Genomic DNA, 16,303 nt, shown 5'->3' with positions numbered 1-16,303 from the left:
AACATAGATTGGATGAGTGAAGTGCACAACCTGAACTTCACCAGACTACAAGTTTTAAAATTTAAGTAATTAACTGCTCCATTGAAAAAATAGGTAATAAAGTGGCTAAAACAATAAATAAAACGATCGCACCCATCAAAAGAATCACCATCGGCTCCAATAACGTTAATGAGGTATCAATTAACCGTTTGACTTCATTATCAAGATGAACAGCTGCGCGTTCCATCATATTTGACAATTGGCCACTTTTTTCACCGCTAGCAATTAAATGGATTGCCATCGGACTAATATAACCCGTATCTTTTAACGCTTCGTTAATACCACATCCTTCTCTAACTTTTAGAGTAGCAGAGTCAAAAGCCTGCCGCATAACGACATTGGTTACAAGACTTGCTGCAACACGCATTGTCTCTAGAACACTCACTCCTGCAGCAAAAAGTATACCAAAAGTATGTATATAACGCGAAACATTAACTGTTTTTACCAAATACGACACTATAGGCAGCTTCAACAATAGACGATGCCAGGATGTTTTGATTTTTTCATTAGCGAGACTTTTTTTAAAGGCAATAAACATAAGAATAAGAGCAATTAAAGTATAAAGACCATAATCTCTAATGAAGTGACTTATATTAATTAACAATAGGGTCATTTCAGGCAGGGTTTGTCCGCCGCTGGTGAACACTTCAATGATTTTTGGTACTACAAAACTTAGCAAAAATGAAATAATCGCAATGGAAACAATGATCATGATAAGCGGATAAATCAATGCTTGCTGAACTTTCTGCTTTGTTATCTGTTGATTTTCAGTATAGTCCGCTAATTTTTCTAAAACCACATCTAGGTGGCCCGTTTGTTCGCCAGAACCCACAGTAGCACGATATAACTCAGGAAAGGCGTGAGGAAACTGGGCCATCGCCTGTGCTAGCCCATAACCTTCAAGCACTTTTGCGCGCACACCTATAATCAGTTCCCTGACTTTATCTTTTTCTGTTTGCTCACTCACTCCACGTAATGATTCTTCAACTGGAATACCGGCAGCAAGCAATGTAGCCAACTGTCGTGTAAACAGAGCGAGATCCGCGGCAGAAATTTTGCTTTTAGTTTGACTACCTGAACGTTGTTGAGTCAACACACGGATTTGAGTTGGAATTAATCCTTGATCACGCAATAGTTGGCGTGCATGACGCTCAGAATCTGCTTCTAGGACGCCTTTTGCTGTGTTGCCATTTTTTTGAAGCGCCTGATATTGGTAAGCACCCATAGTTTTTTATGGTTTATGTTAAAACATAGAGTGTAATCTATTGGGTTTAATAAGTCACTTAAGGTACACTATACAACCAGACTATCCTGGAGAGCAATAATGAGCAAAAATACGGTACTAGAGGCAATTAAGGAACATGATGCCAAATTAATAGACCTGCGATTTACGGACATTCGTGGTAAAGAGCAGCATATAACAATGCCAGTTTCAGCAGTTGATAATGATTTTGTTGAAAATGGAAAAATGATTGATGGCTCTTCCTTTAAAGGTTGGCAAAAAATCCACCAATCCGACTTGGCTTTGATGCCTGATCTGCAAACAATCAAACCGGATCCTTTCTTCCAAGACAACACTTTATTTATTCGATGCAATGTAGTTGATCCCAAAACAATGATGGGATATGAACGTTGTCCCAGATCATTGGCTTTACGTGCTGAAGCTTATTTGCAATCTACTGGTATTGCAGACACCGCCCTTTTTGGACCTGAGCCCGAATTCTTCGTTTTTGACAGCGTACAATGGGAAACAACCATTGGTGGCTCTTTTTATAAAATTGACTCAGAAGAAGCACAATGGTTTTCAGGAAAAGAGTTAGAAGGGGGTAATATAGGACATCGTCCATCGATAAAAGGCGGTTATTTCCCGGTTCCACCAGTAGACTCCTCCCACGATATGCGTTCTGCGATGAGCTTAACTCTTGAATCTTTAGGAATCGTTGTCGAAGCACATCATCATGAAGTGGCTACAGCAAACCAATGTGAAATTGCGACTCGATTTAATACATTAACCAAGAAAGCAGATGAATTACAGATTTTAAAATATGTAGTTCATAACGTAGCTCATAATTATGGAAAAACAGCTACTTTCATGCCAAAACCATTAGTGGGTGATAACGGAAGTGGTATGCATTGTCACCAATCACTAGTTAAAGATGGTGTGAACCTGTTTTCTGGCGATCAATATGGTGGTCTTTCAGAAACTGCTCTTTATTACATAGGTGGAATAATCAAGCACGCGCGTGCTTTAAATGCATTTACTAACCCATCAACCAATAGTTACAAACGACTGGTTCCTGGTTTCGAGGCTCCAGTTCTATTGGCATATTCAGCAAGAAACCGCTCTGCTGCGATTCGTATTCCTCATGTGAATAATCCTAAAGCGCGTCGTATCGAAGTACGTTTCCCTGATCCTACAGCAAATCCATATCTGGCATTTGCCGCTATGATGATGGCTGGGTTGGATGGTATCCAAAGAAAAATTCATCCAGGTCAGGCTATGGATAAAGATCTTTATGATTTACCGCCAGAAGAACTTGTTGATGTACCTACAGTTTGTGCTTCTCTCGAACAATCTATGGAAAATTTACAAATGGATCATGATTTCTTATTACAAGGTGATGTATTTAGTCAAGATTTTATTAATAACTACATCAGCATGAAAGAAGAGGAAATAAGTAAAATAAGAAGCCTGACCCATCCTTATGAGTTTGAATTATATTACAGCCTCTAGGAATAAGTGGTGATGAGTAAATTTTTTGTTTCTCTGTCATTGATGATGGTAATTTGCGTATCTTATGCTACGCAAATTTTCAGATGGACTGACAGTCAGGGCAATGTTCATTTCAGTGATACTCCCCATCCGGGAGCTGAAACTGTGACTATTCCTGATTCACAAAGTTTTTCATCACCAGCCTCCTCAACCTCTCAAGCTTCAACGCAAGAACCGGAACAAACTGACCATCCTGATATAGTGAAGTTAAAGCATTCTTATACCAAAATTGCAATTGCTGAACCTGCAAGTGGTGCAACGGTTCGTAACAATCAAGGTTTTGTCATGGTCACTGCTCAAATTGAGCCTGACTTGCTTCCTGGAGATAAGTTACAACTGCTTTATGATGATGTTGCTCTTGGTGAACCGCAAACAAATCTAACCTTTGAAATAAAAGGGATGTACCGGGGCTCTCATTCCTTGGCAGTGCAAGTAATGGATGCTGAGGGAAATGTGATTGATAAGAGTGAACCTATAACAATTTATGTTTTTAGACCACGGGTAGGTATGGTTCCTGGTACTGCACCACGTTAAGTTTCTACGGACTGATTATGCTAATTTTATTATCACCAGCTAAAAAATTATTAAATAGTTCCAAGCCTTATTCTGGAACGACATCCAATCCTATGTTTGTTGATAAAACCAATAGTCTAGTTAAACTGATGAAATCTAAATCAGTAGCTGATATAGCTGCTTTGATGGATTTATCCAAGGATTTGGCCGAATTAAATTATAAACGTTATCAAGATTTTTGTTTGGACAATACAGGCTCATCACATGCATATCCTGCATTACTTCTTTTTCAGGGAGATGTGTACCAAGGTTTAAAAGCTGCAAGCTGGGAACAAACGACGATTGACTATTCGCAAAATCATTTGCGCATCTTGTCTGGGCTTTATGGCGTATTAAAACCTCTGGATAATATCCAACCTTACCGGCTTGAAATGGGGGTTCATTTGCAGAATCCAGCTGGGAAGAGTTTGTACGATTTTTGGCAAAAAACAATAACGGATGCACTAAATCAAGAGTTAGCAGCTCAAAAAAATCCAGTATTGATTAATTTAGCGTCTAATGAATACTTTAAGGCTGTAGATACAAAGGGATTAAATTATCCGATTATTACGATCAATTTTTATGAAAAAAAGAATGATCAGCTGAAAATGATTGGTATTCATGCTAAAAAAGCACGGGGAACAATGGCTAAGTTTCTCATGCAAAATCAATTTGATGATCTGGAGCAGCTTAAACAATTTAATGAGTTGGGTTATAAGTTTCATCAATCAACTTCAACTGTTAGCCATCTCGATTTTGTAAGAGATACTCATTAATGTGACAAAATGATTTATAGCCTGGGTGGAGCGCCACGAAACCCAGGAACGTAAATTTTTATATATAACCCGGGTTTTGCTGCGCTCCATCCAGGTCTCAAAATTTGTTTAATCTATGTGGAATTTATCCAGTCGAGTACATCGTTTAAATCAATTTCCTGATGACAAGGTGAGTTGCTATGTTAAAAGAGATGATGAATTAGGTTGTGGAATTAGTGGTTCAAAATTACGTAAATATGCCAGCCTTTTTCCTTATTTAATTGATCAGGGGGTTCAGCATTTAATTATTATTGCCGGACCTCAATCTAATAATTTACTTGCTGCGTTACAATTAGCCCGAGAATTCAAGCTGAAAGTGACTGCATTTTTGATTCAGCCGTGGAAATTGGAATTACGAGGAAATTATAAATTAAGCCGCTTATTCCTTGAGGAACAGGAAATTGTCTGGATTGAGCGTGATGATTGGCCAAATGTTAATGAATTGGCATCTGATTATTTACAGACTCTAAATGAACCTGGATTTGTATTGCAAGAAGGTGCGAGTGTTCCACAAGCAATGAGCGGCGCATCAACTCTTGCTGATGATATTGGTGTAAATGAGCATACTTTAGGGGTGACGTTTCAACATATTTTTATTGATGCAGGAACAGGTTTTTCTGCTGCGGCCCTCATCCAAGGGATGGCTCGATTAAATCATTCAGCACAGATTCATGTATTGCTATTAGCTGATAATGAGGCAACATTTAGGGGAAAATTGAAACTATGGCTTGAATTAATTCCTCAAAATTTTCTTTGCTTTTATCCTACTACTGCTAAAGCCTTTGGCTCTGTGAATCAAACCATTATAAATGAAGTTAAACGTTTAGCGCGAGAGGAGGGTATTTTGGCTGATCCCATCTATGCAGCCAAATTATTTTACGCATCCAGGAACTATATTAAAACCCAACAATTGAAAGGTAATGTATTAATTATTCACTCCGGCGGTACCTTAACCATGCCTGGATTTGATTATAAATAATTTGTGACATTAATTTCATTCGTTTCCCCTTGAAATTTATCGACTGAAACCCTATATGACAATAAATCATAAGAAAATGTGTTAGTCATAGGAGAGTAGGTAAATGTCGAGTAAGCAACAAACCATGGGCTTTCAAACAGAAGTAAAGCAAATGTTGCATTTGGTAGTACATTCGCTTTATAGCAACAAGGAGATATTTTTACGTGAGTTAATTTCTAATGCTTCGGATGCATTAGATAAATTAAGATTTTTGGCTTTATCAAATGGCTCACTGTATGAAAGCGATTCTGATTTAAAAATTACTGTTGATGTTAATGAAAAGCTAAAAACTATAACCATTAAAGACAATGGTATTGGCTTAAGTTGGGATGAGGCTGTTGAAAATCTAGGTACAATCGCGAAATCTGGTACTAAAGAATTCATGAGCCATTTAACCGGAGAAAGTGCAAAAGACTCTCAGTTAATTGGGCAGTTTGGTGTGGGTTTCTATTCGGCATTTATTGTTGCTGATAAAGTAACCGTTAAAAGCCGACGTGCGGGCTTGAAACCTGAAGAGGGAATTATTTGGGAATCGAAGGGGGAAGGCGAGTTTACCATTGATTCTGAAAATAAAGTAACTCGAGGTACTGAAATCACCTTACATATTAAAGATGATAATGATGAGTTCCTGAGTAATTGGCGTATACGCAGCATTATTAGCAAATACTCAGATCACATTTGTTGGCCCATCGCTATGAAAAAAATATCTGAGGATGATAAAGAGTCAAAAGAATATGAAACAGTAAATAAGGCAACTGCTTTATGGACAATGCAAAAATCAGATATTACTGACGAAGAGTACAAACAACTCTATAAACATATTTCTCATGATTTCCAGGATCCATTGACTTGGTCGCATAACCACGTTGAAGGAAAGAATGATTACATTTCTTTGCTCTATATTCCATCGCATGCACCATTTGATTTATGGCAGCATGAAACGAAACATGGCTTAAAGCTTTATGTTAAACGCGTTTTTATTATGGATGATGCCACCCAATTTTTACCACGCTACTTACGTTTTGTAAAAGGTATTGTTGATGCAAGTGATTTACCACTCAATGTGTCACGAGAAATTTTACAAGATAACAAACAAGTAGAGAGCATTCGTTCTGCATGTACAAAGCGTGTTTTATCCATGCTTGAAAAAATGAGTACCCAGGATAAAGAAACCTATCAAAAATTTTGGAATGAATTTGGTTTGGTCTTAAAAGAAGGGCCGATTGAAGATTTTACCAATAAAGAGACAATTGCTAAATTGCTGCGTTTTGCAACAACTGCAACTTCTGAGAAGCAAGAAGCAACATTGGATGAGTACCTGAGTCGTATGAAAGAAGGGCAGGATAAAATTTATTATATCACCGCCTCCAGTTATAACGCGGCTAAAAATAGTCCTCATTTGGAAATCTTTAAGAAAAAAGGAATTGAAGTATTGCTCCTTAGCGACAAAATCGATGAGTGGTTAGTTGGTTATCTGAGTGAATATGCTGGGAAAAAACTGCATTCTATTTCCAAGGGTAAAGTAGAGTTAGGGGATGAGTCACCTGAACAAATCAAAGAACAGGAAAAGACATTGGAACCTTTGTTAAACCATATTAAGAAGGTTTTAGATACCCGAGTTAAGGATGTTCTGGTGACAAATAGGCTTACTGATTCTCCAGCGTGTGTTGTTGCTGATGAGCAAGATATGGGATTAGAAATGCAACGTATTTTGCAGGCTGCTGGCCAACAGGTTCCTATGAGCAAACCCGTTTTTGAGATAAACCCCGATCATCAAATTATTAAGCGTTTACATGATGTTCAAGATGATGATTTATTTGAATTATGGGTCACCATGTTGTTTGAACAAGCTGTTTTAGCTGAGGGTGGTCAATTAGATAATCCTGCAGATTTTGTAAATCGTGTGAATCGATTATTGGTTTCATCTGTGGCGTAAAATAGTTTTAGCCTATATCCCGCGGTTTTTTCGTGGGATATAGGCTAAAGTATGTGTCATTAACCTAATAAAAGTATACCGATACTTCACTTCGGTTATGGTCAATTATAAGTACTGGCTTGCCCAATTGGCTCCTCCATGAATGGAGCTGTTGGTTGTATTAAAAATGGATATGCTTCAATATTAGTAACTTCAGGCAGGGGATCATTGGTGAATAGCTGACTGCTTGGATATATAACCATTACTTTTCTTGCCTGGCCCAATTGTAATTCAGCTTGTTGATGCAGGTTCATATAGTCTTTAGCTACTTTACTAATTTCTTGTTCTGTTGCGTCGATTTCACTTTTTAGATCGGGAATTATCGTGTTTTCTAAAGAAATTATGTCCTTATTTTGTTGCTCAATCTTTGCATGATTATCTTCCATGGTTAATTTGTTTTTGCTTAATTGATTTTCATCGATATTTGTTTTGATTGCATAGACTAATGCTGCAATGAAAAGACTGAGTGTAACAAAAGCAAGTACTGCAGCAGGAGCAAAAATTAAAGAGGTTAGAGCGACTAATCCACCTTCAATAGCTATCCCAGTTCCGGTTGCCCCTCCTGTAAAAAGAAGAAAAAGTAATCCTGCTATAGAAAGATTCTTTCTATGGTTGCGAGCGTTTTCGATGGTGATTTCTAATTGTTTATTTTGTTCTGCTAAATTTAAATTTGCGGATGTCAACTGCGGATTAGATGTTTTGCATTGTTCGATCCTTTTTTCACTATCGCGCATTTGTTGCATTAATCGGGTCTTAGCACGATACTCTTTATCCAGGATGGCTTTTTTATTGTTCTCCTCTGCTGTTGTTACAAGATAGGCTTGCATGAGTTGAATTATTTGTTTTAGCGCCTGATGCTCTGGGTAACTTACCTTTATTACGGAGGATAAAAGATTCTCAAGCCGGTTGAGGTAAATTTGATAGCTTATCTCATTAGCTTTCTGTATCAATTCTTCTTTTGTTTGATTTAATCTTTTATGTTCTTCTCTTATCGCTTCTTTCAGTGCATTACGGTTTTGTTGCGAAAGTTGCAATAAATTTGGATCATCAGTCGAACGAGCTTTTTCTCTTGCAGCTCGTGCGTGAGCACGCTCACGTCTTTGATCCGTTCTCTTGGTCAGCTCAACTTGCTCTTGGCTTATTTTTTTGAACTGTTCAAGCCGTGTTTCAAGATTTAATTGTTGGACTCTTAATAAATTAATTTCGAGTGAATGTATTTTTTGAATAAGCTCTATTTTTTGAGACTCAAGATCCGCTGTTTGATGTCCATGCTGTGTTGTATTTGGATGACTATGAGTTGTTTGTGAATCAGGGGCAGTTTCTGAGTGAACATGGGTAGTTGCTGTGTCTTGCTTTGTTGCTTCTGGATGCGAATGTTCGGTTCTAACATGCTGCTCTATTGCTTCTGGATGAGTATGGTTATGGGGCGATGCCTCAGTTGATGGATGGGAATGATGCTGCGTTACTTCCTCTTTCTTTTGATTATTTATAATATTTTGTTCTTTAATCCGTTTTAAATGAAGTTGAAGTCTTTGAATATGCTCTTGAGCTTTTTTTATCTCTAGTTCCGCTATGATTTTTTGCTCATTAATGTGTTGCAAATGACTTTTTAATAGAGATGATTTAAGTAAATCTTGTTGCTCTTCGAGATGATCACGTTCTTTCTCTTCTAAATCGCATTGTAGTTGATTTTTACTTGCATCTGATATTAATTGAGATGCTGATTCTTGTTGATCAATCTTAAGAATACCAGTTAGCTCTTTGTTAACTTCTTGAGTAACAGCCGAGACTGGTGATGGGAGAATACATGGGTTGCGCAGGGCAGAATAGTTCGAGCTATGGAGGTTAATGTATTGATCTGTTATTTTTTCAACTAAAAGATTAATATTTAATTTTGATAGAGACATACTTAAAGGTTCCTTGTAAATATTTTTTTCACATTTTATACAAGTGCATTAAAGTGTCAATAAGTGTTATTTTTTAATAAGATAAAGAAATCCTGGAAAATGACTTTAATATTTTCCAGGATTATTGAACGCCGATATTTTTTTATGCGTACGGCAGTACTAATACAGTGGTTCCTACATCGATAAAATTCTCGTTTAGCCATTTAGCCGCACCAGGAAGGACACGGATACAGCCATGACTGCTATTGGATTTTGGTACTTCATAAGCTGCGTGAATCGCATAGCCATCATGGAAATGCATGCAATAAGGCATTTTAGCTCCACCAACTACATGACCGTCACGGGCAATAGGGTATTCATTGGATTTGCAGTCAGCGCCTTTTTTATTGAACACATGATAGGTTCCTGTTACTGTGCGACATGATTCATGAATATCATCACAATAATCCATTCCACCAGAAGCGCTACCGGTCATGACTCTGTTTCCCTGTGCATCATATGCCGCCCATGCATAGGCTTTAGGGTCAAAAATAAAGAGTTTCTTACCATGGACGTCTTTCTTCATGGGAAAAATATTGCGTCCTCTTGTATCATCTTGATAGGGGGTAGTGTAATGTAAATTACCTGCATCATCTGCAATCACATCGGGCTTGTCAGTCACACAGGAGGCAATTAGAAGGCTTAGTAAGGGGGGTAGATACATTATTTTTTTCATTACATATAATCCTTAAAACGATGAAATGCTTATTGCAAAAAAAAGGCTCGAAAAACGAGCCCTTTTTGAGAGACACAAGTAAATTCTGATTTAAAATTTATTATTCGTCAGTTAAACGGAAGTATTTAGTTCCAAAATATCTTTGGAGTTTCTTTCTGATTGTGCCGCGGCTTATGCCTAGCATCTTAGCAGCTTGCAGTTGATTGCCACGACGTTTTTCCATTACTGCTTGCAGTAGTGGAGGCTCAACTTCAGATAATATCATATCGTAAAGATCGTCAATGTTTTTGCTTTTGTTTTCAGTGAGAAAACGAGAGACTAAATTGTAGACTAGATCTTGGAGACCTTGGTCTTGTTTAGTTATGCTTAAAGTAGCTTCAGGTGTTTCAATGACAGTCATCTTAACTTCCTTATTATTAATTAAATCACACATTCCAATTGCTAACATTTAAAATGAAAGCAAAATTAATTGTACATGAAGCATAATTGATATTCTATATTTTTAAGAGAAAACTATGCATTTTTTTCGAGCAATTCATTCACCACAAGATTAAATAATGTGCGATCGGATTTTTCTGAAGACAATGAGGTTTTTACTTTATTTAAATTGGCAACCATTTTTTCCGGTTGACTTGGATCATTATAAAAATAATCAACATAACGAGTTAGTTCATGAGCGTTGCAATCATATTGTAAAAATTCAGGGACGATCATTCTGTTCGCTAAAAGATTGCACAAACCAAAAAATTTAACTTTTATAAATCTCATGGCTAATACATAGGAAAGGAACGAAGACTTATAAATAATACACATAGGTTTTTCTAATAAAGCACACTCAAGGGATGCAGTACCTGAAGCAACAATAATGAAATCTGCAGCAGCCATGCAGTTTAGTGCTTTACCTTGTACAAAGCTAATAGGTAAATTCACATTAGAAAAATAGTGTTTGATTTTTTCTGGGTTAATTGTATCAGCAATAGGAATTACAAAATGTAAATTTGGATATCGCTGCTGCAAAATTAGGGCTGTATCACGTAGAACTGGCATATGATACTTAATTTCATTAGCTCGACTACCCGGAAGAAGAGCAAAAATGTTTGCCTCTTGAGGAAGTCCTAATGCGGTACGCTGAGATTTACTTTCATCAACAGATGCTATTTTTTCTACTAGAGGATGGCCGACAAAATTTACTGGAACTTGAGCCTTTTCATATAAAATTTTTTCAAAAGGCAAAATAACCGCCATTCGATCAATGCATTTCTTTATAAGGTGAATACGATTGGCTTTCCATGCCCAAATTTGAGGACTGATGTAATAGAGAATCTTAATACCTAATTTAAGCTTTGCATATTTTGCCAGTCTCAAATTAAAGCCTGGATAATCTACTAGAATCAGTAGATCCGGCTTTTGCTGATTTAAATGTTTTTTAATTGCCAGAAATGCCTTGCGAATTACATGAAGGTTACGGATAACGGCTGTAAGTCCTGTCACACCAAGATGAGCCAAATCTGAAATCAAATGTGCTCCAGCTTCTTGCATGTGTCTACCGCCAATTCCACTAATTTCAAGATTGGGGTAGGTGGCTTTTAATTGGCGAATTAAAACTGATGCGTGAACATCTCCAGATTCTTCACCAGCAATAATAACAATGCGCTTAAATTTTTGCATGACGTTCAATTAAGTTATTGTGTATAAGCGAAGTAATTGTTTCTGCAACCTTCAGTGCTTGTAGACCATCTTCACCAGTCACAAATGGCGTACTATCTTCTTGGATGCATTTGATGAATGATTTTATTTCTTCAAATAATGCATCTCCTTGCTCGTACTCTGTTTCTTCGCGAACAATATCAGGGATTCCAGGGAACATTTCGCCTGTACCTTTTTTGAATACTGCTAGTTTTTTGCTTTGATAATCAATTGAGAGATAGGAGTTTTTTTGGAATATTCTTGTCTTCCGTTCCGTTTTAAAACTTACACGACTGGCGGTAAGATTAGCTACGCACTGATTGGCAAACGTAATACGGGCATTAGCTATATCAATTGCTGTTGTTAGTATGGGTGTGCCTTGAGCCAAGATTGATACTATAGGACTCTTAACTATATTTTGAATTATATCAATGTCATGAATCATCAGATCAAGAATTACATTAACATCCGCTCCGCGAGGTTTAAACGGAGCTAATCGTTCTGATTCGATAAATAAAGGTGTTTCTAAATATTCATCTAAAGCCAATCGTGCAGAATTAAAACGCTCAAGATGCCCAACTTGAAGTTTTACCTGGTGTTTTTTAGCAAGTTGAATTAACTCATTTGCTTGAGCAACAGTTTCAGTAATTGGTTTTTCTATTAAAACATGTATGCCATGTTCCAAAAAAGCTTTGGCGATTTCAAAATGCTTGTTCGTTGTTGACGCAATACTTACCGCATCAACTTTGTCAAATAAGTCGTAATAATCATTATAACCAGCAACATTCAGTTCTTGTGATACAGTTTCTACCGCTTTTGGATTCAGATCACAAACCCCAATTAATTCTGCATTTGGAAGAAGTTGATATTTTTGTGCATGAAACCTACCTAGATACCCTACACCAATCACAGCACAACGAGTCTTATTCATTTATAATTCAGATATGTTAATTATTTGTGCGAATGATCGCATTTCCTGGATGATAAATCAATTTTAAAAGAGTATTATTGGCCAACATTAATGTCTATGAATACACTGATTTTGATACAGGGAATAAGAATATTATGCTTATAGCTGGAGTTGATGAAGTAGGGCGTGGTCCTTTAGCTGGTGCAGTTGTAACAGCAGCAGTTATTTTAAAAGAGCCGATAGAGGGGCTTGCAGATTCAAAAAAATTAAGCGCAAAAAAGCGCGAGTTATTATCTGTGAAAATAAAGGAACAGGCCCTTGCTTATGCTTATGGCAGGGCAGAGGTAGATGAAATCGATACATTGAATATTCATCATGCAACTTTGCTGGCAATGCAAAGAGCAGTAGAAGCGTTACCAATCAAACCAGATCAAGTACTGGTTGACGGTATACATATACCCAAGTTAAGTATTCCTTGTAAGGCAATTGTGCAAGGAGACGATTTGATCCCCGAAATTAGTGCCGCTTCAATTCTTGCCAAGGTGCTCCGAGATGCAGAAATGGTAGCGCTTGATGCGATTTATCCTGGATATGGATTTTCAGAGCATAAAGGATATGGAACAGTTGCTCATCGGGAAGCATTAAATCGACTTGGCCCTTGCATGATTCATCGTCGAAGTTACGCACAAGTAGCCGCATTGCTTTAATTTGTATTGCTTGAGGGTAGTGCAGCGGAATTTCACGTCACCCTTAGGGGGTTATGACGAAAGATCTTCTGATTTTTAGCGTTATATATAAAAAGGGCATATAGGCAGGAGATCCCTCACTACGTTAGCAATGACCTATAATAGTGAGCGCTTATTCGATGCACTTAGGCTGCACGTCCTTTTGACAGTTATCTTAAACTGTTGAATAAAATTTTATGTGAGCTGATCGACATTAATATCCCAAAGCTTGCTAAAAAGGTAACCATTGCCGTACCCCCATAGCTGACTAGAGGCAAGGGAATGCCCACAACAGGAATAATCCCCATAACCATACCAATATTAACAAATCCAGACATAAAGAAAGACATTGCAAGACTTGCGGCTAAGAGGCGGGTATATGTCGTTTGTGCATTCGATGCGATATTCAGGCTTCTCAGTGAAATTAAAACAATGAGTGTAATAATTGCAAATCCTCCTGCAAAGCCGAATTCTTCACTTGTTACTGCAAAGATGAAATCTGTAGCATGTTCGGGTAAGAAATTAAGATGAGACTGGCTTCCTTGTAACCAACCTTTACCAGCAAGGCCACCTGAGCCAATAGCAATTTTGGACTGAATAATGTGATAGCCTGCTCCAAGTGGATCTTGTTCCGGATCAAGAAGTGTATAAACTCGTTGCTTTTGATAATCATGCATTACATGCCAGGCTACTGGAATAGCAGAACCTACCAGGAGTATCAGTAACAAAATAACTTTAAACCGAATTCCAGCTAAAAACACAACACAAAGCCCTGCAGCTGCAACCATAATCGCAGTACCTAAATCGGGTTGTTTTGCAATAAGAAGTGCAGGGACACAGATAATAAGTCCAGCGATAGCAAGAGATTTAAAACTACTGGGTCGTGTTTGTCGATCAAAGTACCATGCAGCCATCATAGGGACAGCTAGTTTCATTATTTCAGAAGGTTGAAAGCGAAATAAACCCAATTCAAGCCAACGCTGAGCTCCTTTCCCTATTTTTCCCATAAGCATTACGGCAATTAATAAGGTTAATCCGATACTATAGATCCATGGAGTCCATATCTTATACTTATGAGGGGGGATAAAACCAAGCACAACCATAATGAGTGATGCAAAAACAAGTCTCATTGATTGTCGTAAAATCATTCCTGAATTGGCATTAGATGCACTATACAAAATTAAAAGACCAAAGCTGATTAATAAAAGCAATAGCCCTAATAAAGGAAAATCCAAATGGAGTGATTTTGCAGTGAAGCGATAAACGGGTTTAGTGTGTCGTCTGTTCATAAGTTTTCATCGGATAAAGTTGATAGTAAGCATCAAGTACTTTGCGTGCAACCATTGAAGCAGCAACATCATTCTCTACAACCACTGCAAGTGCAATTTCAGGTTTTTCAACTGGAGTAAATGCAATAAACAATGAATTGTCGCGTAATGCTTCTGGAATATCCTCATATTTTGCTTTTTCATATTGTCTGCCGCTAAATACCTGGGCTGTTCCGGTTTTTCCAGCGACAGGGTAAGGTGGGTTGCGTCCAAATCGATAACCTGTACCTTCATTGCTGATTAAAACGTTGTGCATTGCATCAGCAACGATATCCCAATTTGCTTCATCTTTAAGGTAAATTGGATATTCTTCGATAGGTTTATATCGCTCTGTCTCACCACTGTCACTATTTACAGTTTTTGTTAATAAATGAGGTCTGAATCGTTGCCCATGTTGACTCAACGAAGCGGTGGCATTTGCCATTTGTAGAGGTGTTGCGAGCATAAAGCCCTGGCCAATCGATGTAATTAAGGTATCTCCGGGATACCAGGGGACTCCTTTGGTTTGCTTTTTCCATCGTAGGCTTGGAACGATACCTGAGGCTTCTTCATAAAGATCAATATGACTTAAATGACCCAGACCAAATTTTACGAGCATATCTTCAATATTAGAAATGCCCATCTTATTGCCTAGCTGATAAAAATAGGTGTCGCAAGAAACGGTGATCGCTCTTTTAAAATTAATCATTCCATGTCCTGTTTTTTTCCAGTCCCTATAAATATGACTTGCAGTAGGGAGTTTATATTTACCAGGATCATAAATTGTTGTCGCTGTAGTAATAAACCCTTTATCCAGGCCTGCCAAACCGACAAATGGTTTAATAGTTGATGCGGGTGGATAAACTCCCCGTACAGCTCTATTAAATAAAGGTCTTTGTAATGTATTTGATAGTTTTTTGTATTCTTTAGAACTTACGCCACCAACAAAAATATTAGGGTCAAAACTGGGCGAGCTCACCATGGCTAGAACTTCGCCATTTTTAGAATTAATCATAACAACAGCACCTCTTTTATCTTTGAGTGCTTCGTAAGCCGCTTGTTGAAGTCGGACATCAATACTCAAGTAGAGTTTTGAGCCTGAATGAGGATTAATTTTGTTAACAACTCTTAATGTACGCCCACTTACGTCAGTTTCAACCATTTGGTATCCAACCTTACCATGGAGCACATCTTCATAATATTTTTCCACACCTGCTTTACCAATAAAGTTTGTAGCACGATAATTAGCTGGATCAACGGATCTTAATTCTTCAACATTGATTCTGCCAACATAACCCAAAACATGGGCCGTAACTTCGCCTAAGGGGTAGTGGCGCATCAATCGCGCTTTAATGCTAACGCCAGGAAAATGATATTGATTGATAGCAAAAATTGCTACTTCTTCTTGCGTTAATTTTAATTTAACAGGTATGGGGACAAAAGAACGGTTTTGCTTTCGGATTCGTTTGAAATTTTGTATGTCGTCTTCTGTAATTGAAGGAATCAATTTTTGTAATTCAGCTAATGTTTGATCCATGTTTTTAACATGTTCGGGAATTATCTCCAGAACATAAACGGGAATGTTTTCAGCAAGCAAGACTCCATTCCTATCAAGGATTACTCCTCGTGGCGGCGCGATGGGAATAATACTCATTTGATTTTTTAGCGACAAGGTTTGATATTTTTTGAATTCGGAAATTTGCAAAAATGCCAGTCTTAGAACAAGGATTAAAGATAAAATAATAAGAAAAGCAACCAGCAAATTAATTCTAAAAAGTTGATGCTGGGATTCTATCCTATAATTTTTGAACGATTGATTTCGACTCATTGACGCACAGTCAGTTAAGCTGGACTTAAAGACGTGAATAGTAACTTAAAATG

Annotated in this window: 14 protein-coding genes; 6 read left to right on the top strand and 8 right to left on the bottom strand. The window is 37.6% G+C overall.

Annotated features, from left to right (window positions below):
- Positions 1–61 precede the first annotated feature (61 nt).
- Positions 62–1,264, bottom strand: a complete 1,203-nt coding sequence (gene lspF, locus ELY20_RS10790) for a GspF family T2SS innner membrane protein variant LspF (RefSeq protein ID WP_110142366.1) — start codon at positions 1,262–1,264, stop codon at positions 62–64.
- A 99-nt stretch (positions 1,265–1,363) separates the two neighbouring features.
- Here lspF and glnA point away from each other — a divergent pair, with 99 nt between their 5' ends.
- From glnA to htpG, 5 genes are all read left to right on the top strand, one after another.
- Entirely contained in the window at positions 1,364–2,773 is a 1,410-nt protein-coding gene (gene glnA / locus ELY20_RS10785; RefSeq protein WP_110142365.1) for a type I glutamate--ammonia ligase, read from the top strand.
- Positions 2,774–2,785: 12 nt separating this feature from the next.
- Positions 2,786–3,346 (top strand): DUF4124 domain-containing protein, encoded by a 561-nt coding sequence (locus ELY20_RS10780; protein WP_110142364.1) that lies wholly within the window; start codon positions 2,786–2,788, stop codon positions 3,344–3,346.
- Positions 3,347–3,363: 17 nt separating this feature from the next.
- On the top strand, positions 3,364–4,140 hold the full coding sequence (yaaA, locus tag ELY20_RS10775; protein ID WP_110142363.1) for a peroxide stress protein YaaA: 777 nt from the start codon (positions 3,364–3,366) through the stop codon (positions 4,138–4,140).
- A 115-nt stretch (positions 4,141–4,255) separates the two neighbouring features.
- Complete coding sequence (locus ELY20_RS10770; protein ID WP_110142362.1) at positions 4,256–5,158, top strand: pyridoxal-phosphate dependent enzyme; 903 nt, start codon at positions 4,256–4,258, stop codon at positions 5,156–5,158.
- A gap of 103 nt (positions 5,159–5,261) precedes the next feature.
- Positions 5,262–7,133, top strand: coding sequence for a molecular chaperone HtpG (gene htpG / locus ELY20_RS10765; protein WP_110142361.1), 1,872 nt, complete (start codon positions 5,262–5,264; stop codon positions 7,131–7,133).
- Between the two features lie 101 nt (positions 7,134–7,234).
- Here htpG and ELY20_RS10760 read toward each other — a convergent pair whose 3' ends face one another.
- The 5 genes from ELY20_RS10760 to ELY20_RS10740 form a co-directional block, all read right to left on the bottom strand.
- Entirely contained in the window at positions 7,235–9,079 is a 1,845-nt protein-coding gene (locus ELY20_RS10760) for a hypothetical protein (protein ID WP_110142360.1), read from the bottom strand.
- A gap of 142 nt (positions 9,080–9,221) precedes the next feature.
- Complete coding sequence (locus tag ELY20_RS10755) at positions 9,222–9,794, bottom strand: L,D-transpeptidase (RefSeq protein ID WP_110142359.1); 573 nt, start codon at positions 9,792–9,794, stop codon at positions 9,222–9,224.
- A 100-nt stretch (positions 9,795–9,894) separates the two neighbouring features.
- Positions 9,895–10,194, bottom strand: a complete 300-nt coding sequence (locus ELY20_RS10750) for a helix-turn-helix domain-containing protein (protein WP_058469069.1) — start codon at positions 10,192–10,194, stop codon at positions 9,895–9,897.
- Between the two features lie 113 nt (positions 10,195–10,307).
- Complete coding sequence (gene lpxB, locus ELY20_RS10745) at positions 10,308–11,462, bottom strand: lipid-A-disaccharide synthase (protein ID WP_110142358.1); 1,155 nt, start codon at positions 11,460–11,462, stop codon at positions 10,308–10,310.
- Positions 11,449–12,411 carry a Gfo/Idh/MocA family protein gene (locus ELY20_RS10740; protein ID WP_110142357.1) on the bottom strand — a complete coding sequence of 321 codons (963 nt, stop codon included), beginning with the start codon at positions 12,409–12,411 and terminating at the stop codon, positions 11,449–11,451. The genes lpxB and ELY20_RS10740 overlap by 14 nt, the downstream gene beginning before the upstream one ends.
- 134 nt (positions 12,412–12,545) lie before the next feature.
- Between ELY20_RS10740 and rnhB the strand changes: the two genes are divergently transcribed.
- A complete protein-coding gene (gene rnhB, locus ELY20_RS10735) occupies positions 12,546–13,097 on the top strand; it encodes a ribonuclease HII (protein ID WP_110142403.1) in 552 nt (183 codons plus the stop codon).
- 188 nt (positions 13,098–13,285) lie between these two features.
- Here the strand turns inward: rnhB and rodA are convergent, their stop codons facing one another.
- Positions 13,286–14,404: a rod shape-determining protein RodA gene (rodA, locus tag ELY20_RS10730; protein ID WP_110142356.1), complete on the bottom strand. Its 1,119-nt coding sequence runs from the start codon at positions 14,402–14,404 to the stop codon at positions 13,286–13,288.
- The gene (mrdA, locus tag ELY20_RS10725) at positions 14,385–16,250 is read right to left on the bottom strand and encodes a penicillin-binding protein 2 (RefSeq protein WP_110142355.1); all 1,866 of its coding nucleotides are present in this window, start codon (positions 16,248–16,250) and stop codon (positions 14,385–14,387) included. Before mrdA ends, rodA begins: the two co-directional genes overlap by 20 nt.
- Between the last annotated feature and the right edge of the window lie 53 nt (positions 16,251–16,303).

It is taken from the genome of Legionella qingyii (assembly GCF_003990155.1).
Lineage (GTDB): Bacteria > Pseudomonadota > Gammaproteobacteria > Legionellales > Legionellaceae > Legionella > Legionella qingyii.
The sequence above is the reverse complement of the archived record's forward strand: the minus strand, read 5'-3'. Positions and strand labels throughout refer to the sequence as shown.

Bases quoted from the DNA above. Each gene is read 5' to 3' on its own strand.
- ELY20_RS10740 (WP_110142357.1), bottom strand. From the start codon at position 12,411: ATGAATAAGACTCGTTGTGCTGTGATTGGTGTAGGGTATCTAGGTAGG.
- mrdA (WP_110142355.1), bottom strand. From the start codon at position 16,250: ATGAGTCGAAATCAATCGTTCAAAAATTATAGGATAGAATCCCAGCAT.
- yaaA (WP_110142363.1), top strand. From the start codon at position 3,364: ATGCTAATTTTATTATCACCAGCTAAAAAATTATTAAATAGTTCCAAG.
- ELY20_RS10750 (WP_058469069.1), bottom strand. From the start codon at position 10,194: ATGACTGTCATTGAAACACCTGAAGCTACTTTAAGCATAACTAAACAA.
- rnhB (WP_110142403.1), top strand. From the start codon at position 12,546: ATGCTTATAGCTGGAGTTGATGAAGTAGGGCGTGGTCCTTTAGCTGGT.
- htpG (WP_110142361.1), top strand. From the start codon at position 5,262: ATGTCGAGTAAGCAACAAACCATGGGCTTTCAAACAGAAGTAAAGCAA.
- lspF (WP_110142366.1), bottom strand. From the start codon at position 1,264: ATGGGTGCTTACCAATATCAGGCGCTTCAAAAAAATGGCAACACAGCA.
- ELY20_RS10755 (WP_110142359.1), bottom strand. From the start codon at position 9,794: ATGAAAAAAATAATGTATCTACCCCCCTTACTAAGCCTTCTAATTGCC.
- ELY20_RS10760 (WP_110142360.1), bottom strand. From the start codon at position 9,079: ATGTCTCTATCAAAATTAAATATTAATCTTTTAGTTGAAAAAATAACA.
- glnA (WP_110142365.1), top strand. From the start codon at position 1,364: ATGAGCAAAAATACGGTACTAGAGGCAATTAAGGAACATGATGCCAAA.
- ELY20_RS10770 (WP_110142362.1), top strand. From the start codon at position 4,256: ATGTGGAATTTATCCAGTCGAGTACATCGTTTAAATCAATTTCCTGAT.
- ELY20_RS10780 (WP_110142364.1), top strand. From the start codon at position 2,786: ATGAGTAAATTTTTTGTTTCTCTGTCATTGATGATGGTAATTTGCGTA.
- lpxB (WP_110142358.1), bottom strand. From the start codon at position 11,462: ATGCAAAAATTTAAGCGCATTGTTATTATTGCTGGTGAAGAATCTGGA.
- rodA (WP_110142356.1), bottom strand. From the start codon at position 14,404: ATGAACAGACGACACACTAAACCCGTTTATCGCTTCACTGCAAAATCA.